The sequence below is a fragment of the Streptomyces deserti genome, from assembly GCF_054782695.1.
Window position 1 is genome coordinate 169,559 of record NZ_BAAGRZ010000006.1, and the last position, 14,131, is coordinate 183,689.

Annotated in this window: 13 protein-coding genes; 8 read left to right on the forward strand and 5 right to left on the reverse strand. The window is 75.1% G+C overall.

From position 1 onward, the window contains the following. Window positions 1-81: 81 nt before the first annotated feature. From ACYVMZ_RS14295 to ACYVMZ_RS14305, 3 genes are read left to right on the forward strand one after another with little or no spacing between them, the layout of a single operon-like run. Window positions 82-1,071 carry a glycosyltransferase family 9 protein gene (locus ACYVMZ_RS14295; RefSeq protein ID WP_461079585.1) on the forward strand — a complete coding sequence of 330 codons (990 nt, stop codon included), beginning with the start codon at window positions 82-84 and terminating at the stop codon, window positions 1,069-1,071. A gap of 22 nt (window positions 1,072-1,093) precedes the next feature. Continuing rightward, window positions 1,094-1,984, forward strand: coding sequence for a glycosyltransferase family 2 protein (locus tag ACYVMZ_RS14300; RefSeq protein WP_461079372.1), 891 nt, complete (start codon window positions 1,094-1,096; stop codon window positions 1,982-1,984). Window positions 1,985-2,004: 20 nt separating this feature from the next. Beyond that, window positions 2,005-2,901, forward strand: coding sequence for a glycosyltransferase family 2 protein (locus tag ACYVMZ_RS14305; protein WP_461079587.1), 897 nt, complete (start codon window positions 2,005-2,007; stop codon window positions 2,899-2,901). A gap of 80 nt (window positions 2,902-2,981) precedes the next feature. Here ACYVMZ_RS14305 and ACYVMZ_RS14310 read toward each other — a convergent pair whose 3' ends face one another. The 4 genes from ACYVMZ_RS14310 to ACYVMZ_RS14325 form a co-directional block, all read right to left on the reverse strand. Beyond that, window positions 2,982-3,182, reverse strand: coding sequence for a hypothetical protein (locus ACYVMZ_RS14310; protein ID WP_461079374.1), 201 nt, complete (start codon window positions 3,180-3,182; stop codon window positions 2,982-2,984). Window positions 3,183-3,234: 52 nt separating this feature from the next. Further along, complete coding sequence (locus ACYVMZ_RS14315; RefSeq protein ID WP_461079376.1) at window positions 3,235-3,558, reverse strand: DUF3040 domain-containing protein; 324 nt, start codon at window positions 3,556-3,558, stop codon at window positions 3,235-3,237. Window positions 3,559-3,617: 59 nt separating this feature from the next. Continuing rightward, a complete protein-coding gene (locus ACYVMZ_RS14320) occupies window positions 3,618-4,526 on the reverse strand; it encodes a polysaccharide pyruvyl transferase family protein (RefSeq protein WP_461079589.1) in 909 nt (302 codons plus the stop codon). A gap of 123 nt (window positions 4,527-4,649) precedes the next feature. Then, complete coding sequence (locus ACYVMZ_RS14325) at window positions 4,650-6,071, reverse strand: family 43 glycosylhydrolase (protein WP_461079591.1); 1,422 nt, start codon at window positions 6,069-6,071, stop codon at window positions 4,650-4,652. Window positions 6,072-6,384: 313 nt separating this feature from the next. On the opposite strand from ACYVMZ_RS14325, the gene ACYVMZ_RS14330 reads away from it, so the two are divergent. Then, entirely contained in the window at window positions 6,385-6,867 is a 483-nt protein-coding gene (locus tag ACYVMZ_RS14330; protein WP_461079378.1) for a Fur family transcriptional regulator, read from the forward strand. 75 nt (window positions 6,868-6,942) lie between these two features. Here ACYVMZ_RS14330 and ACYVMZ_RS14335 read toward each other — a convergent pair whose 3' ends face one another. After that, window positions 6,943-7,152 carry a hypothetical protein gene (locus ACYVMZ_RS14335; RefSeq protein ID WP_461079380.1) on the reverse strand — a complete coding sequence of 70 codons (210 nt, stop codon included), beginning with the start codon at window positions 7,150-7,152 and terminating at the stop codon, window positions 6,943-6,945. Between the two features lie 265 nt (window positions 7,153-7,417). Between ACYVMZ_RS14335 and bdeA the strand changes: the two genes are divergently transcribed. From bdeA to ACYVMZ_RS14355, 4 genes are all read left to right on the forward strand, one after another. Further along, a complete protein-coding gene (gene bdeA, locus ACYVMZ_RS14340; RefSeq protein WP_461079382.1) occupies window positions 7,418-8,344 on the forward strand; it encodes a bis(hydroxyethyl) terephthalate hydrolase in 927 nt (308 codons plus the stop codon). Between the two features lie 222 nt (window positions 8,345-8,566). Then, entirely contained in the window at window positions 8,567-11,572 is a 3,006-nt protein-coding gene (locus tag ACYVMZ_RS14345) for a LuxR C-terminal-related transcriptional regulator (RefSeq protein WP_461079593.1), read from the forward strand. Between the two features lie 139 nt (window positions 11,573-11,711). Then, the gene (locus ACYVMZ_RS14350; protein ID WP_461079384.1) at window positions 11,712-13,103 is read left to right on the forward strand and encodes a PucR family transcriptional regulator; all 1,392 of its coding nucleotides are present in this window, start codon (window positions 11,712-11,714) and stop codon (window positions 13,101-13,103) included. Between the two features lie 183 nt (window positions 13,104-13,286). Continuing rightward, window positions 13,287-14,069 (forward strand): ABC transporter ATP-binding protein, encoded by a 783-nt coding sequence (locus ACYVMZ_RS14355; RefSeq protein WP_461079386.1) that lies wholly within the window; start codon window positions 13,287-13,289, stop codon window positions 14,067-14,069. Window positions 14,070-14,131: the final 62 nt, after the last annotated feature.

The window sequence follows — 14,131 nt, forward strand, 5'->3', positions numbered from 1 at the left end:
GGCACCCGATGAGCCCCTCCGCAGCGGCGGGCACGTGATGTGCGGGGCAGGCTGCTGACCATGGATGAGCGAAGGAGCGCGATGCTGTCGGTGGATGCGAGTGACGGGCAGGCCGGCCCGGGCGGCGCCAAGCCGCCCCGGCTCCTCGTCCTGCGCGCCCTCGGCCTCGGTGATCTCCTCGCCGGTGTCCCCGCCCTGCGGGCGCTGCGCCGGGCCCTCCCCGGCCACGAACTCGTGCTGGCCGCGCCCGCCGAGCTCGCGCCGGTCGCGGCGGCGTCCGGGGCCGTGGACCGGCTGCTGCCCGCCTCCGCCCCGGCCCGGGCTGTCCCCGAGGCCCTCGACTGGACCGGCCCGCCCCCGGACATCGCGGTCGACCTGCACGGCAACGGACCCCCCAGCCACCGCCTCCTCATGGCCCTGCGCCCGCTGAAGCTCCTCGCCTTCGCGCACCCGGACACCCCGGAGGTCGACGGCCCGCCCTGGTACGCGGAGGAGCACGAGCGCGACCGCTGGTGCCGGCTGCTCCAGTCGTACGGCATCGACGCCGACCCGGCCGATCTGCGGCTGCCCCGCCCGCCGACCGCGTCCCCGGCGCCCGGCGCCGTCGTCCTGCACCCCGGCGCGGGAGCGCCCGCCCGCTGCTGGCCCGTCGAGCGGTACGCGGCTGTCGTCACCGCCCTGCGCGGGCGCGGCCTGCGGGTCGTGGTGACCGGCGGACCGGACGAGGGCGACCTCGTGGCGCGGCTCGCCAAGCGGGCCGGGCTGCCCGACACGGACGTGTTCGGCGGCGGCCTGCCCTTCGACCGGCTCTCCGCGCTCGTCGCCGACGCCCGCGCCGTGGTCAGCGGCGACACCGGCATCGCCCACCTGGCGGTCGCCCACGCCACCCCCTCCGTCACCCTCTTCGGCCCGGTCGCGCCCAGCCGCTGGGGCCCGCCCCCGCATCCCCGTCACCGCGCCCTGTGGCACGGTCCGGAGGGCGACCCGCACGGCCGCCGCCCGGACCCGGCGCTGCTGCGCATCACCACCGACGACGTCCTGAACGCCCTCGACGACCTCCCGGAAGCCTGACGCCCGTGAAGGGGAACGCACCATGACCACCCCGCCCACGGACCGCGCGGACCGCACCCCCATCGGCATCGTCATCGCCACCCGCAACCGCTCCGCCGGCCTCGCCGTCACCCTCCGCCACCTCCTCGCCCTCCCCGAGCGGCCCGAGATCCTGGTCGCGGACAACGCCTCCACCGACGACACCCGGGCCATGGTCGCCCGCGACTTCCCGAAGGTCCGGGTCCTGGCACTCCCGTTCAACCGCGGGGCCCTCGCCCGCAACCACGGCGCCCGCGCGCTGCGCACCCCGTACGTGGCGTTCAGCGACGACGACTCCTGGTGGGCGCCCGGCGCGCTCAGCACCGCGGTCCGCCTGTTCGAGGAGCATCCCCGGCTCGGCCTGATCGCCGCCCGTACCCTGGTCGGCCCGCAGGAGGAACCCGACCCGCTCAACGACGTCCTCGCCACGTCGCCGCTCGGCCCGGCCACCGACCTGCCCGGCACTCAGGTCCTCGGCTTCCTCGCCTGCGCCTCGGTCGTCCGCCGCAGCGCCTACCTCGACGCGGGCGGCTTCCACCGGCTGCTGTTCTTCGGCGGCGAGGAAACCCTCCTCGCCTACGACCTGGCCGCCCGCGGCTGGGGCGTCACCCACTGCCCCGACGTGGTCGCCCACCACCACCCGGCGCCCGCGCCCCGCACCGGCCGCCCCGTCGTCCAGCGCCGCAACGAACTCCTCACCGCCTGGCTGCGCCGCCCCCTGCCCTACGCGCTGGCCCGCACCCGCGCCCTGGCCGCCGAGGCCCGCCACGACGGCCAGGCCCGGCGCGCCCTGCGGGAGACCCTCGCCCGCCTGCCCGCCGCCCTGCGCGAACGCAGGCCGCTGCCCCCGCATGTGGAGCGCGCCGCCAGCCTGCTGGAGGGGGCCACCGCATGACCGACACCAGGACGACCGCCATGCCCGACACCCGCACGACCGTCGTCGTCATCACCCACAACCGGCGCGACGAGCTCCTGCGCACCCTCGACCGGCTCGCCGAACTCCCCGAGAAACCCCCGGTGATCGTCACCGACAACGGCTCCACGGACGGCACCGCGGCCGCCGTCGCCCGCCAGCACCCCGAGGTACGGCTGCTCACGCCCGGCCGCAACCTCGGCGCCGTCGGCCGCAACCTCGCGGTACGCCAGGTCCGCACGCCCTACGTCGCCTTCTGCGACGACGACTCCTGGTGGGCGCCCGGTTCGCTGTCCGGGGCCGCCGACCTGCTCGACCAGCACCCCGCGCTCGGCTCGGTCACGGCCCGCATCGTCGTCGAACCGGGCGGCACCGAGGACCCGATCGTCGAAGAACTGCGCAACTCGCCCGTGCCCGGGCCGAGTTGGCTGCCCGGACCGGCGCTCGGCTCGTTCCTGGCCGCCGCGACCGTCCTGCGCACCGCCGCCTTCCGGACCGCCGGCGGCTTCCACCCCCGGCTGTGGCTCGGCGGCGAGGAGGAGCTGCTCGCCGCGGACCTGGCGGCCGACGGCTGGTGGCTGACGTACGCCGACCATCTGACGGTGCACCACCACCCGTCCACCGCACGCGACGCCACGCTGCGGCGCACGCACGGCATCCGCAACACCCTGTGGTTCACCTGGCTGCGCCGCCCCGCCGGCCCCGCACTGCGCCGCACCGTGAACCTGGCCCGCACGGTCCCCCGCGACGCCGCGTCCCTGCGCGCCTTCGCCGAGGCGGCCGCCGCCCTGCCGTGGGTGCTGCGCGAACGCCGCGTGGTGCCCCCGGAGGTCGAGTCACGGCTGCGCCTGCTGGAGCCCGCACAACGCTCGTCCAGGGCCCGCCGCTACACGGGCTGAGCCCGGACGCACGGGCCGAGCCCGGCTACGAACGTCGTAGCCGGGCTCAGGGCGTTCTTCGCTCCGTCGGTGTTCTTCGCTCAGTCGGAGCTCCCCGGGCGCTCGCCCTTCGGGCCCCGGCCGCGTTCGGTGCGCGGGCCGCCGCTGCGCCACTCGTCGCCCTCCTGCAGCTCCTCGTTGGCGGCGGCGTTGGCGTCCTGGTCGGTGACCCCGGACCGTTCGGCCTCCTTGCGGGCCCTGGCCCGCCGGGTGTCGTACTTCTTGCTTCCGGGTTCGGGCACGACGATCACCTCCTGCGGGCCGGGTCCCCGGGGCCCGCCGGGGGCAAACAGCTCAGCGCCCGTCGCACCACCGGCACATCAGCCGGAACGCCGCGAACAGCGTCGCCGGCCACACGGCGGCGAAGGCCCAGATCACACCGGGCTGGGACGTGATGATCCCGGCCACCATGAGCGCGACCGACACCGTCAGCAGCACGGCCACGGTCCGCGGGCGGGGGTCGTAGTGCGCCAGGCGGGTCAGTGCGCGCGCCGGGTCGGGCCGGCGGCTCGGCCGGAAGGTGCGCAGCCGCCGGTCCAGGCGGCGGTCGCGGCGCAGGGCCCGTTCCATCTCGTCGAGGATGCGCTGCTCGTGATCGGGGAGTCGGTCGATGGACACTGTCTCTCCTTCCGGGGCGGCCCCACACGGACCACCGGGTGCCCCGGACGAGCGGCGGGCTAACCGGGGGCCGGCCGTGCCAGCACCTCGACGAGCCGGTCCGCGCTGTCCGGCACGGTGCCCTCCCGGAAGGCGTCCCTGATCTGCCGGGCGGCCACCCGGCCACCGGTCAGGCACCAGTCCCACCAGCGGTCCAGCTGCCGCACGTCCAGCCGCTCGGCGGCCACCAGCGCGGGCCAGCCGCAGGCCCGGGCCTGCGCGGTCACCTTCGCACCGCCCGCGACCGGGTCGACGGCCAGCACCGGCGTCCCCACCCGCAGCGCGAGCACCAGCCCGTGCAACCGGTCGGTGACGACGAGATCCAGCCGGGCCAGCACCGACTGCAGCTGCGCGGGCGTCGCGCTCAGGTGCCAGTCGTGCGTGTCGAGCCGGGTCTCCAGCTCCAGCCGCGCGCAGTCCTTGGCGGCCAGCCAGCCCGTCACCTCCTCGGCGACCTGGCCGTGCCGCCGCTGCTCCCCGTACTCGTGCTGCCCGTGCGTGAGGATCACCCCGACGACCGGCCGGGCGGGCGCCGCCGGGGCACGGGCCGCCAGGTCCTCCACCGGCTCACTGTCCGGCCCGTCCCGCGGCAGTACGCGGTGGAAACCGGTCACCGCCGGGCTGTCCGGGTCGATCACCGAGGTGCCCACGGCGATCCGCACACAGTGCGCGAACCGCCGGTGCAGCTCCTCGACCTGCGGCCCGTGCAGCGGACCGCACACGAACACCAGGTGGGAGTAGTCGCCGGGCCGTACCCGGTCCAGATGCAGGGCCTCCGGCAGGAACCCCGGGCTCCACGCCACGTCGTACGGGATGCCCGTCCCCCGCAGCACGTCCTCCACCCGGCGCAGCGCCAGCACGTCGCCGGCGGTCGCCTCCCCGTCCCGGAAGCTGAACCACCCGGTCAGCAGAACTCGCCGCGGTCGTATGCGCTGATGCGTCTGCTGATGCGTCTGCTGATGCGTCTGCTGTGTCTGCACAGTGCCGGAGTGCCCGCTCACAGCAGACGCAATCAGTGCATATGACCCGTTGTGTCGCGTCGCGGTGGGGCGTCACTGTGCGTAGAACGTGGCGTCCGCCCGGTCCGTGGCCGTGCTCGGGGTCTGCACGTACAGCAGGTACTCGTAGTGACGGATGTAGCGCCCCGGGTAGTTGTACGACTCGTATGACACGCCCGCCGGGTCGGCCAGGCCGGAGCGCCGGTGGAAGGTGGCGTCGGCCGCGAACCGCGCGGTGCCGTCGTTCTTCTCCAGCCACACCTCGAAGTTCTTGTGCCGCAGGTAGTAGCCGGGGAAGTTGGCCGACTCCAGCGAGACGGTGCCGCTGCCGGCCAGGCCGGGGACCACGCGGAACTGCGAGTCGGCGAGCTTGGTGACGTTCGCCTCGATCCGGGCCCGGTAGTCGTAGTGGCGGACGAACCGGTCCGGGAAGTTGTACGACGACAAGCGCTGCGGGGTGACGCCGTCGGCCACCGGGATGCCGAAGTTCGGGGTGCCGTCGGCGTTCCAGTACAGCTTCTGCACGCGCGTGCGGCGGTTCGGGTCGTTGAGCGGGTCGCCGCTGATGTCCTTGTAGTTGCGGTCGTGGTAGACGAGGATGTCGCTCTTTCCGTCCTCGGAGACGGTGAAGGAGTTGTGGCCCGGGCCGTACTGGCCGGTCGCGGCGCTGCTGGTGAACACCGGGGTGGAACTCTTGCTCCAGGACGCCGGGTCGAGCAGGTCGGCGCTCGCGGACGCGGTCAGCATGCCCAGGCAGTAGTTGCTGTCGGTGGCGCTGGCGGAGTACGTCATGAAGACCTTGCCGCCGCGCTGGATGACTGCCGGGCCCTCGTTGACGGCGTAGCCGACGGTCTCCCAGGAGTACGTGGGCCGGGAGATCCGCACCGGAGTGCCGGTGATCGTCCACGGGCTGGACATCTTCGCCAGATAGAGATCGGTGTTGTTGTTCACGGACGGGTCGTGCTGGGCCCACGCCAGATAGCGCACGCCGCCCACGACGAAGGTGGTGGCGTCGAGCGAGAAGCTCTCCCACTGCGTCCTGATCTGCCCCTTCTCCGTCCAGGTGGCGGTGAGGGGGTTGGCGCCCGTGCCCTCCAGGACGTACATCCGGATCGCCCAGATGTCGTTCGTGGCGCCGGCCGCGAAGTACACGTACCACTTGCCGTCGATGAAGTGGATCTCCGGTGCCCAGATGTGGGCGCCCATCACGCCGCTGGCGTGCTTGGTCCAGATCGTCGTCTCGGGGGCCGTGGACAGTCCCTGGATGGTCGTCGCCCGGCGCAGCACGATGCGGTCGTACTCCGGCACGGTCGCGGTGAAGTAGTAGTAGCCGTCGGTGTGCTTGTGGATGTGCGGGTCGGCGCGCTTCTCCGCGATCGGGTTGGTGTACGTGACGGCGGGGGAGTCGGGGACGGCTGCGTGGGCGGTGGCGCCGGGGCCGGCGAGAGTGGCCGCGAGGGCGACGAGTACGGCCATGAGGAGGCGTACGGCGGTGCGTACGGCGGTGCGTCTCAAGGTGGTTCTCCAGTGCGGGTGTCCGGGAGATCGGCTGGGCGATGGCGTGATGGGGGGCGATGGGGTGGTGGGGTGGTCCCGCGCGGCGGATGTCCGTGATTTCGAACGTGGTTCGTGAATTCGGTCAGGAGATAAGTGGGGGTCATATTCCCGTCAACGGTTCTGACGGCCGCGATTCGAGGGGTGCGCCGCCCGACGCTCTTCGTCGACGTGAAAACCATGTTCATTTAGCATGGGTGGCGACAGCACGCCGGGACGAGCGAGGAGTCCAGTGATGGGGGAAGCGGAGGAGGAGGCGCCGAGGGGCGGCCGGGCCGCCGCGCCGGGGCTGCTGCGCAGTACGCGTCAGCGGCGGGCCGTGCTCGACACCCTGGGCCGCTGCGGCGAGTTCGTCTCCGCGCAGGAACTGCACGCGCTGCTGACGGACTCCGGCAGCACGGTCGGGCTCACCACCGTGTACCGCACCCTGCGCGAACTGGACCGGGCCGGGCTCGTCGACGTCGTGCGCGACGAGGGCGGCGAGCGGTTGTACCTGCGGCGGCCGACCGAGGAACACCGGCACTACCTCATCTGCCGCTGCTGCGGCCGCAGTCGCCCGGTGGACTCGGAGGCCGTCGAGGAGTGGGCCGCCCGGCTCGCGGAGACCACCGGCTTCACGGAACTGGAGCACACCCTCGAACTCAGCGGGGTGTGCGGGCGTTGCGCGGCCGGGGAGCATGGGCCGGCTGCGGTGCAGTGTGAGCGGGTGCGGGGGTGAGGGTGCCTCCGGTGGTGGGGCGGGCGCAGCAGCACCCCGCGGTGCCGGGTTGCGCGACTCCCTCCGCGACCGGGCTCAGGCCGCCCGGTCTTCCATTGCGTCCGGCTCGGCAACGGTTCGCTCTTCGCGCTGTGGGGCGCCGCCCCGGACCAGGCGCAGGTGCCGTTTGCGCGCGGCATGCCGGCCTTTCGCGGGGACGGGCTCGAGCAGGCGCTCCTCGATGCGGTCAATGACCAGGAGCAGGACGCTCAGAAACGGCAGCAGTAAGACGGCGACCCAGACCATGGCGGACCCCTCGACCAGGAAACACCGCTACGGGTGCTCCGACCCGGGCCGCCGATGCGTTCGCAACCTGTGAAGAACCGGTGACGATTCCCTCGGCTCGACGGATGACGAGACCGGTGACATTGCCGGTCCGCGCGTGGCCGCCGCACGCCGACAGTGGCATCCCCCAGCCGTCGGCGGCGCTCGTCGGCCGGTGCACGGACGCGTTCCCCACGCGCCGCGCCCGGTCGAACGGCTCGCCACGCCAGTGAGAGGACCACTCGTCGTGCAGCACCCCCACAGCAGCACCGCACGCCCGCTCCCGGCAGCCCGTGCCGCGCGCCGCCGCACCGGCAGACTCGCCGGCGCGGTCGCCGCCGCCGTCCTCGGGCTCGCCACCCTCAGCGGTCCCGGCGCCCACGCGGCGGACAACCCGTACGAGCGCGGCCCGGCGCCCACCACCGCGAGCATCGAGGCGGAGCGCGGCCCGTACGCCGTCTCCCGTACGACCGTCTCCTCGCTCGCCGTCACCGACTTCGGCGGAGGCACCGTCTACTACCCGACCAGCACCGCCGACGGCACCTTCGGCGCGGTGGCCGTCTCGCCCGGCTACACCGGCACCCAGTCCTCCATCTCCTGGCTCGGGCCGCGCCTGGCCTCGCAGGGATTCGTGGTCTTCACCATCGACACCCTCAGCACCCTGGACCAACCGGACTCCCGGGGACGCCAGTTGCTCGCGGCCCTGGACTACCTCACCCAACGGAGCTCGGTCCGCGGCCGTATCGACGGCAGCCGGCTCGGCGTCATGGGCCACTCCATGGGCGGCGGCGGCAGCCTCGAAGCCGCCAAGTCCCGGCCCGCGCTGCAGGCCGCGATCCCGATGACGCCGTGGAACCTCGACAAGACCTGGCCGGAGATCAGCACCCCGACCCTGATCTTCGGGGCCGACGGCGACTCGGTCGCACCGGTCGGCTCCCACGCGGAGCCGTTCTACTCCAGCCTGCCGTCCTCGCTCGACCGGGCCTACCTGGAGCTGAACAACGCCAGCCACTTCGCGCCCAACACGTCGAACACGACGATCGCGAAGTACAGCATTTCCTGGCTGAAGCGGTTCATCGACAACGACACCCGCTACGAGCAGTTCCTGTGCCCGCTGCCCCAGCCGGGCCTGACGATCGAGGAGGCCCGCGGCAACTGCCCGCACACCTCCTGACGCATCGCCAGGCGCCGCCGACCCGGTGGCGGTCCGCGCGGCCGCCACCGGCGTTGTGCGGGTGCAGCGCGCCGGGCCGCGGTCGTTGGGCAGCGGCACACACCGCGCGCCGCCCGCACACCGCGAACGCGCAGGTGACACGGCCGATACAGCGCCGCGGCGGCGTGGACGCCCCCCTTCCCCCTCCCGTTACCCACCCGTAACGTCGCGGGCATGACGGGCATGACCGGACAGACGACGCCGAGACCCGCTCGGCTCCCGTACCGCGCGGGCGCGCAGGGGCAGGCCGTGGCCGAGCTGCTGGAGCGGCTGCGCACCGACGGCGGCGTCGGTGTCGTGACCGGTGAACCCGGTTGTGGCCGCACCGCCTTCCTGGCGTTCGCCGCCGGTTCGTTCGCGGTGGGACCCGTGGTGCGCGTGCGGGCCGATCCCGCGCGCTCCCGGCAGCCGTACGACGGTCTGCGCGCGCTCCTGCGCGCGACGGGCCGGCCCGATCGTGGCCTCGGAGCCGGGACGGCGGGGGAGGCGCTGCTCGGTGCCCTGCACGCGATGGGCGCGCAGGGCCCCGCCCTGGTGTGCGTGGACGACGCGCACCTGTGGGACGCCCACGCGCGGGCCGCCCTGGGACACGCGGCCGCACACCTGCACGCGGCGGGCCGGGCGGGCCTCGGCCTCCTCCTCACCGTCGCCGGACACCGTCCCGTCGACCGGGAGTTCACCGGACTGCCCGTGCTGCGCCTCGGGCCCCTGCCCCCGGCGGACGCGGCCGCCCTGCTGGACGACGCGACCGACTCGGCCGTCGATCCGGCCGTCCGCGACGAGCTCGTCGCGGCGGCGGAGGGCAGTCCCGCCCTGCTGCTGGCATCGGCCCGTCGCCTCTCGCCCGCCCAGCTCCGCGGACAGCGGTCCCTGCCACGCCCGTTGGCCGACGCCGAGCTCCTGACCGCCGTGGCCGGGGGATGCCTGGCCGGGCTGCCGCGGCGATGCGACGACCTGCTGCTGACCCTCGCGGCCGCCGTACGGGTCTGCGGGGACCCGGACATCGACGCGGAGCTGGTGCTCAGGGCGGCCCGGGGGCTCGGACGGGGTGGGGGTGTACCGCTGCCGGAGCCGTTGCCCGACGTGCTCGTCCTGACGGACGGCCGGCTCCGCTTCCGCAGCGCGCTGCTCGGCAGGGCGGTGTACGCCGGGGCGCGGCCCGAGCGACGCCGTGCCGTGCACCGCGCGCTGGCCCGCGCACTGCCCGACGGACACGGCGTCCTGGCACTGCTGCACCGCTCGTGGGCCACCACGGCACCCGCTCCCGCCCTCGCGGCCCACCTGGCGGCAGCCGCCACCGGCGCGCTCCCGCCCGCCCTGCGCTGCACGGCCCACACCCGGGCCGCCGAGCTGACCCCGGACGGGGCGCAGCGGGCGCACCGGTACACGGCCGCCGCCGAACAGGCCCTGCTCGCGGGGCAGACGTCCAAGGCCCTGCGCCTGCTCGACGCGGCCCGCGGCCGCCCGGGCCCCGCGGTGTTACGGGGCCGAGCCGAGCTGCTGCGGGGGACGGTGCTCCTGGCGGACGGTCCCGTGGACGACGCCCGCGAGTCCCTCCTGCTCGCCGCCCGCCTGCTCACGGCCCCCGCCCCCGAACAGGCCCAGGCAGCCGCCCTGGCCGCGGCGGCCGCCGCGTGGGCCGCGGGTGACATGGCGGCGTGCCTGCGGGCGCTCGACTCCGACGGGGACGCTCCGCGGGAGACCGTCGGGGCGGTTGCCACCGAGGCCGCGGGCCCTGTCGACGTGCCGTCGCCCGGCGCCACCGGGGCAGCGGGCCCCGACGGCCCGCCGTCGCCCGGTACCACCGGGGCAGCGGTCCCCGACGCCCCACCGTCGCCCGCCGCCCCCGGAACCACCCCACCACCCCCCACCCCGAAGCTCACCGGCACACCGAGCCCCCACAGCCCCCGGCATGCCCTCCTCCTACGTGACCACCGGTCCGGCATGCGCGCCGTCCTGCAAGCGCGCTTCGACCTGGCGGCCGTGCCGCTCAGGCGCGTGGTGGACCACGGCCTCGCCGCCGACGACCCCGAGCAGCTCCTGCGCTCGGCGGCCGCCGCCCTGCTGCTCGGTGACGTGGCCGGCGCGCGCCGGGCCGGTGCGCGGGCGCTGGCGGCGGCGCGAACGCTGGGGTCGGCCGTCCTCGAACCGCGGGCCCTGGAGTACCTGGCCTACGCCGAGCTGCGGGCGGGACGGCACGCGCTGGCCCGTACCCACGCCGAGGAGGGGCTGCGCGGCGCGCGGCGCACCGGGCAGCGCAACACGGCCGCCCACCACCACGCCGTACTCGCCCTGGCCGCGTCGATCGAGGGGGAGACGGACCTGGTCGCCGAGCACGTGGCGGCCGCGCTGGAGACGGCCCGGCGGCACGGCCTGGCGCAGGCCGCCACGCTCGCCCAGTGGGCCGCGGCCCGCGCCGACCTCGGACGCGGCCGCCCCCGCGAGGCCGCCGACCGGCTCGGCCCGCTGGTGTGCCCCGGCCCCCGGCGCGGCCACTTCGCCGTGTGGATGCTCGCCGTGCCCTGCTTCGTGGAGGCCGCCGCGTCCACCGGGCAGGCCGACCATGCCCGGACGGCCGTCGAGGCCTTCGCCCGCTGGGCGGCCTGCGGCGCCGATCCCCAGGCACCCGCCCAACTGCTGCGGTGCCGCGCCCTGCTGGCCCCGCCGGAGGCGGCCGACGAGCTGTACCGGCGGGCGCTGGACCGGCACGAGGACGCGGCCGGCGACTTCGAACGGGCCCGTACCGCACTGCTCTACGGCAAGTGGCTGCGGCGCCGCCGCCGACTGCGCGAGGCACGCACACACCTCGGGGCCGCGCTGCTGGGCTTCGAGCGCTGCGGCGCGCACCGGTGGGCCCGGCAGGCGGACGCGGAACTGCGCGCGAACGGCGCCGCACCGGGCCGGACGGCGGCCGGGGAGCCGGGCCGGGCCGGAGCGGGGGAGCTGTCCCGGCTGACCCCGCAGCAACTGCGCATCGTCCGGTACGTCGCCGAGGGCGCCACCAACCGGGAGGTGGCCCTCAGCCTGTCCGTCAGCACCCGCACGGTCGACTACCACCTGCGCAACGTCTTCGCCGCCCTCGGCGTCCGCTCCCGGGTCGAACTTGCCCGCATGGTCGAGCAGGCCGACAAGGCCGCTGCACGACGCCAGGGACCCGTGCCCCGGGAAAAGACCCGTGCACAACTCTAGGGACCGACCGGACGGTATGCCATTCTTCGGGGGCAGGACAGTCAGGTGGCGGCCGGCCCGGGGCTCCGCGGCCGGCCGGGCGCCGGTGCGGAGCCGCCGCGCGGGCGCCGCCGGCAAGCCGACCCTGGGGAGAACCACGATGCACCACGCCGTACGGCCCCGAACCGTGCTCCGCCCCGGACCGACGCCCGCTCCGCCCGTACGGACACCGCGCGTGCGGTCGCTGATCGACGCCGACGCCCCGCACGTGCTGCACCGCGCGGCCCGCGTCCTGCTGGCGGACCTGCCCCAGCTCACCGACCGGCTGATCGCCGCCCTGCAGGAGCAGGAGCCCGCCTACCGGGCCGCGCTGGAGAGCGACCCCGCCGGCATCTGGCAGGAGGTGCACCGCTCGCTGCGGCACAGCGTGTTCTCCCTGCTCGACCCCCGCGGCACCCGGGACGCGGCCCGCCGCTGCTCGTGGCGGATCGGCGCCACGCGCGCGGAGCAGGGCCTGCCGCTGGACGCGCTGCTGCACGCCTTCCGGCTGGGCGGTTCGCTGGTGTGGCAGGGGCTGGTCGACGAGACGGTCCGTACGGCTCCCGAGGACGTACGGCTCCTGGTGCACGTGGCGTCCGACGTGTGGGACTTCGTCGACGAGCACTGCACCCTCGTCGCGGACGCCTACCGGCAGGCGGAACGGCAGCTGGCCTGGCGCCGCGAGAACCGGGTCCGGCTGCTGGCCACCGCCCTGCTGGACGGCACCAGCCGCATCGCCGACCTGCCCGAGGCAGCGCAGGCGCTGGACCTGCCGGAACACGGGCGGTACGTCGTCGTCGCGGTCGCGGGCGCCGACCCGGGCGGCGCCGACCGCGCCGCGCTCGTGCCGGGCAAGCGCGCGTACTGGCACACGGGCGTGGACACGGACTACGGCATCGTCCTCGTCAACGACAGCCACAACGACAACCACAAGGAGAACAACCACGACAAGTACAAGGAGAACAACAAGGACAAGCACAACGACAGGCACAACGGCGATCACCACGGTCGTCACAACGGCGATCACCACGGCGACAAGGACCATGACGGCGAGGGCGACCGTGCGGCACCGCCCCGACCCGTGCCGGGCCCCCGCATCGGCGTCGGCAGCGCCGTCGACGGCCTGGCCGCCGTCGGCGAGGCCCGCAGACTCGCGGACACCGCCCTCAGCCTGTGCCCCGCGGGCGGCGGCACCGTCCGGCTGACGGACCACCTCCCCGAGGCGCTGGTGGTCTCCTGCCCCGAGCTCGGCGCCGCCCTGGCCGACCGGCTGCTCGGCCCGCTGGCCCACCTGGAGCCCGCCGACGCCGAGGTGCTGCTGGACACCCTGGCCACCTGGCTGGCCTGCGACGGCTCCGCCCAGCGGGCGAGCAGGCGCCTGTACTGCCACCGCAACACCGTCCTGAACCGCCTGCGCCGCTACGAGCACCTCACGGGGCGTTCCCTCTCCCGCCCGTCCGACCTGGTCGAGGTCGCCCTGGCCCTGGCCGCCCACCGGCTGCTGCCCCGCTGAGCCCCTCCCCGTTCCCACCGGCCGACCGGGCACTGGGCACCCGCACAACACCCGCCCGCAGGCGTTGGGACCCCGCAGCGACCCCGCCCCGGAACCTGTACCGCCAACCGGCCCCCGTGCTGTCGTGAGCTCCCCTTCCCCCGAAGCCCTGTGCCGATCCAGGCACGGCCTTGAGGAGCCGCGATGCCCCAGGCACCACCGGACGACCGGCCCGCGCTGCACGTCGAGCGACTCGACGTGACGTACGGGCGCGCCCTGTCCGCCCTCCGCTCCGTGTCCCTGACCGTTCCCCACGGGGCCGTCGTGACGCTGCTCGGTGCCAACGGCGCCGGCAAGACGACCCTGTTGCGGGCGGTGTCGGGCACGCTGCGCCTGCACCGCGGCGCGATCACGGCCGGTCGCGTCCGCTACGGCGACACGGTCCTCGACGGCCGGGACCCGGTCGCGGCGGTCCGGGCCGGAGTCGTCCAGGTCCCCGAGGGCCGGCGCGTGTTCGCCGGTCTCACCGTCGAGGAGAACCTGCGCAGCGGCGGGCTCGGGCTCGGGCGGCGCAGTCCCGCCCAGCGCCGAGCGGCCCGCGACCGCGTCTTCGCGCTGTTCCCCCGGCTCGCCGAGCGCACCCGCCAGGCCGCCGGCCTGCTGTCCGGGGGAGAGCAGCAGATGCTCGCCATCGGCCGCGCCCTGATGGCCGCCCCGCGCCTGCTGCTCCTCGACGAGCCCTCCCTGGGCCTGGCCCCGCGCATGGTGTACCGGATCGCCGAGGTGATCCGCGAGATCAACGCCCAGGGCACCGCCGTGCTTCTCGTGGAACAGAACGCCGGCATGGCGCTGTCCCTCGCGGACCACGCGCACGTGCTGGAGGTCGGCGAGATACGGCTGTCCGGCCCCGCCGACGACCTCGCCCGCACGGACGCGGTGCGCCGCCTCTATCTGGGCGAGACGGCCGACGGGCAGGGGGCCGCGTGAACGACTCTGCTCAGGATCAGGAGCCCCACAAGGACCGGGACGAGCTCCCCGAGCTCCACGTA

Bases quoted from the DNA above. Each gene is read 5' to 3' on its own strand.
- ACYVMZ_RS14300 (WP_461079372.1), top strand. From the start codon at position 1,094: ATGACCACCCCGCCCACGGACCGCGCGGACCGCACCCCCATCGGCATC.
- ACYVMZ_RS14295 (WP_461079585.1), top strand. From the start codon at position 82: ATGCTGTCGGTGGATGCGAGTGACGGGCAGGCCGGCCCGGGCGGCGCC.
- ACYVMZ_RS14305 (WP_461079587.1), top strand. From the start codon at position 2,005: ATGCCCGACACCCGCACGACCGTCGTCGTCATCACCCACAACCGGCGC.
- ACYVMZ_RS14330 (WP_461079378.1), top strand. From the start codon at position 6,385: ATGGGGGAAGCGGAGGAGGAGGCGCCGAGGGGCGGCCGGGCCGCCGCG.
- ACYVMZ_RS14345 (WP_461079593.1), top strand. From the start codon at position 8,567: ATGACCGGACAGACGACGCCGAGACCCGCTCGGCTCCCGTACCGCGCG.
- ACYVMZ_RS14350 (WP_461079384.1), top strand. From the start codon at position 11,712: ATGCACCACGCCGTACGGCCCCGAACCGTGCTCCGCCCCGGACCGACG.
- ACYVMZ_RS14335 (WP_461079380.1), bottom strand. From the start codon at position 7,152: ATGGTCTGGGTCGCCGTCTTACTGCTGCCGTTTCTGAGCGTCCTGCTC.
- ACYVMZ_RS14355 (WP_461079386.1), top strand. From the start codon at position 13,287: ATGCCCCAGGCACCACCGGACGACCGGCCCGCGCTGCACGTCGAGCGA.
- ACYVMZ_RS14325 (WP_461079591.1), bottom strand. From the start codon at position 6,071: ATGGCCGTACTCGTCGCCCTCGCGGCCACTCTCGCCGGCCCCGGCGCC.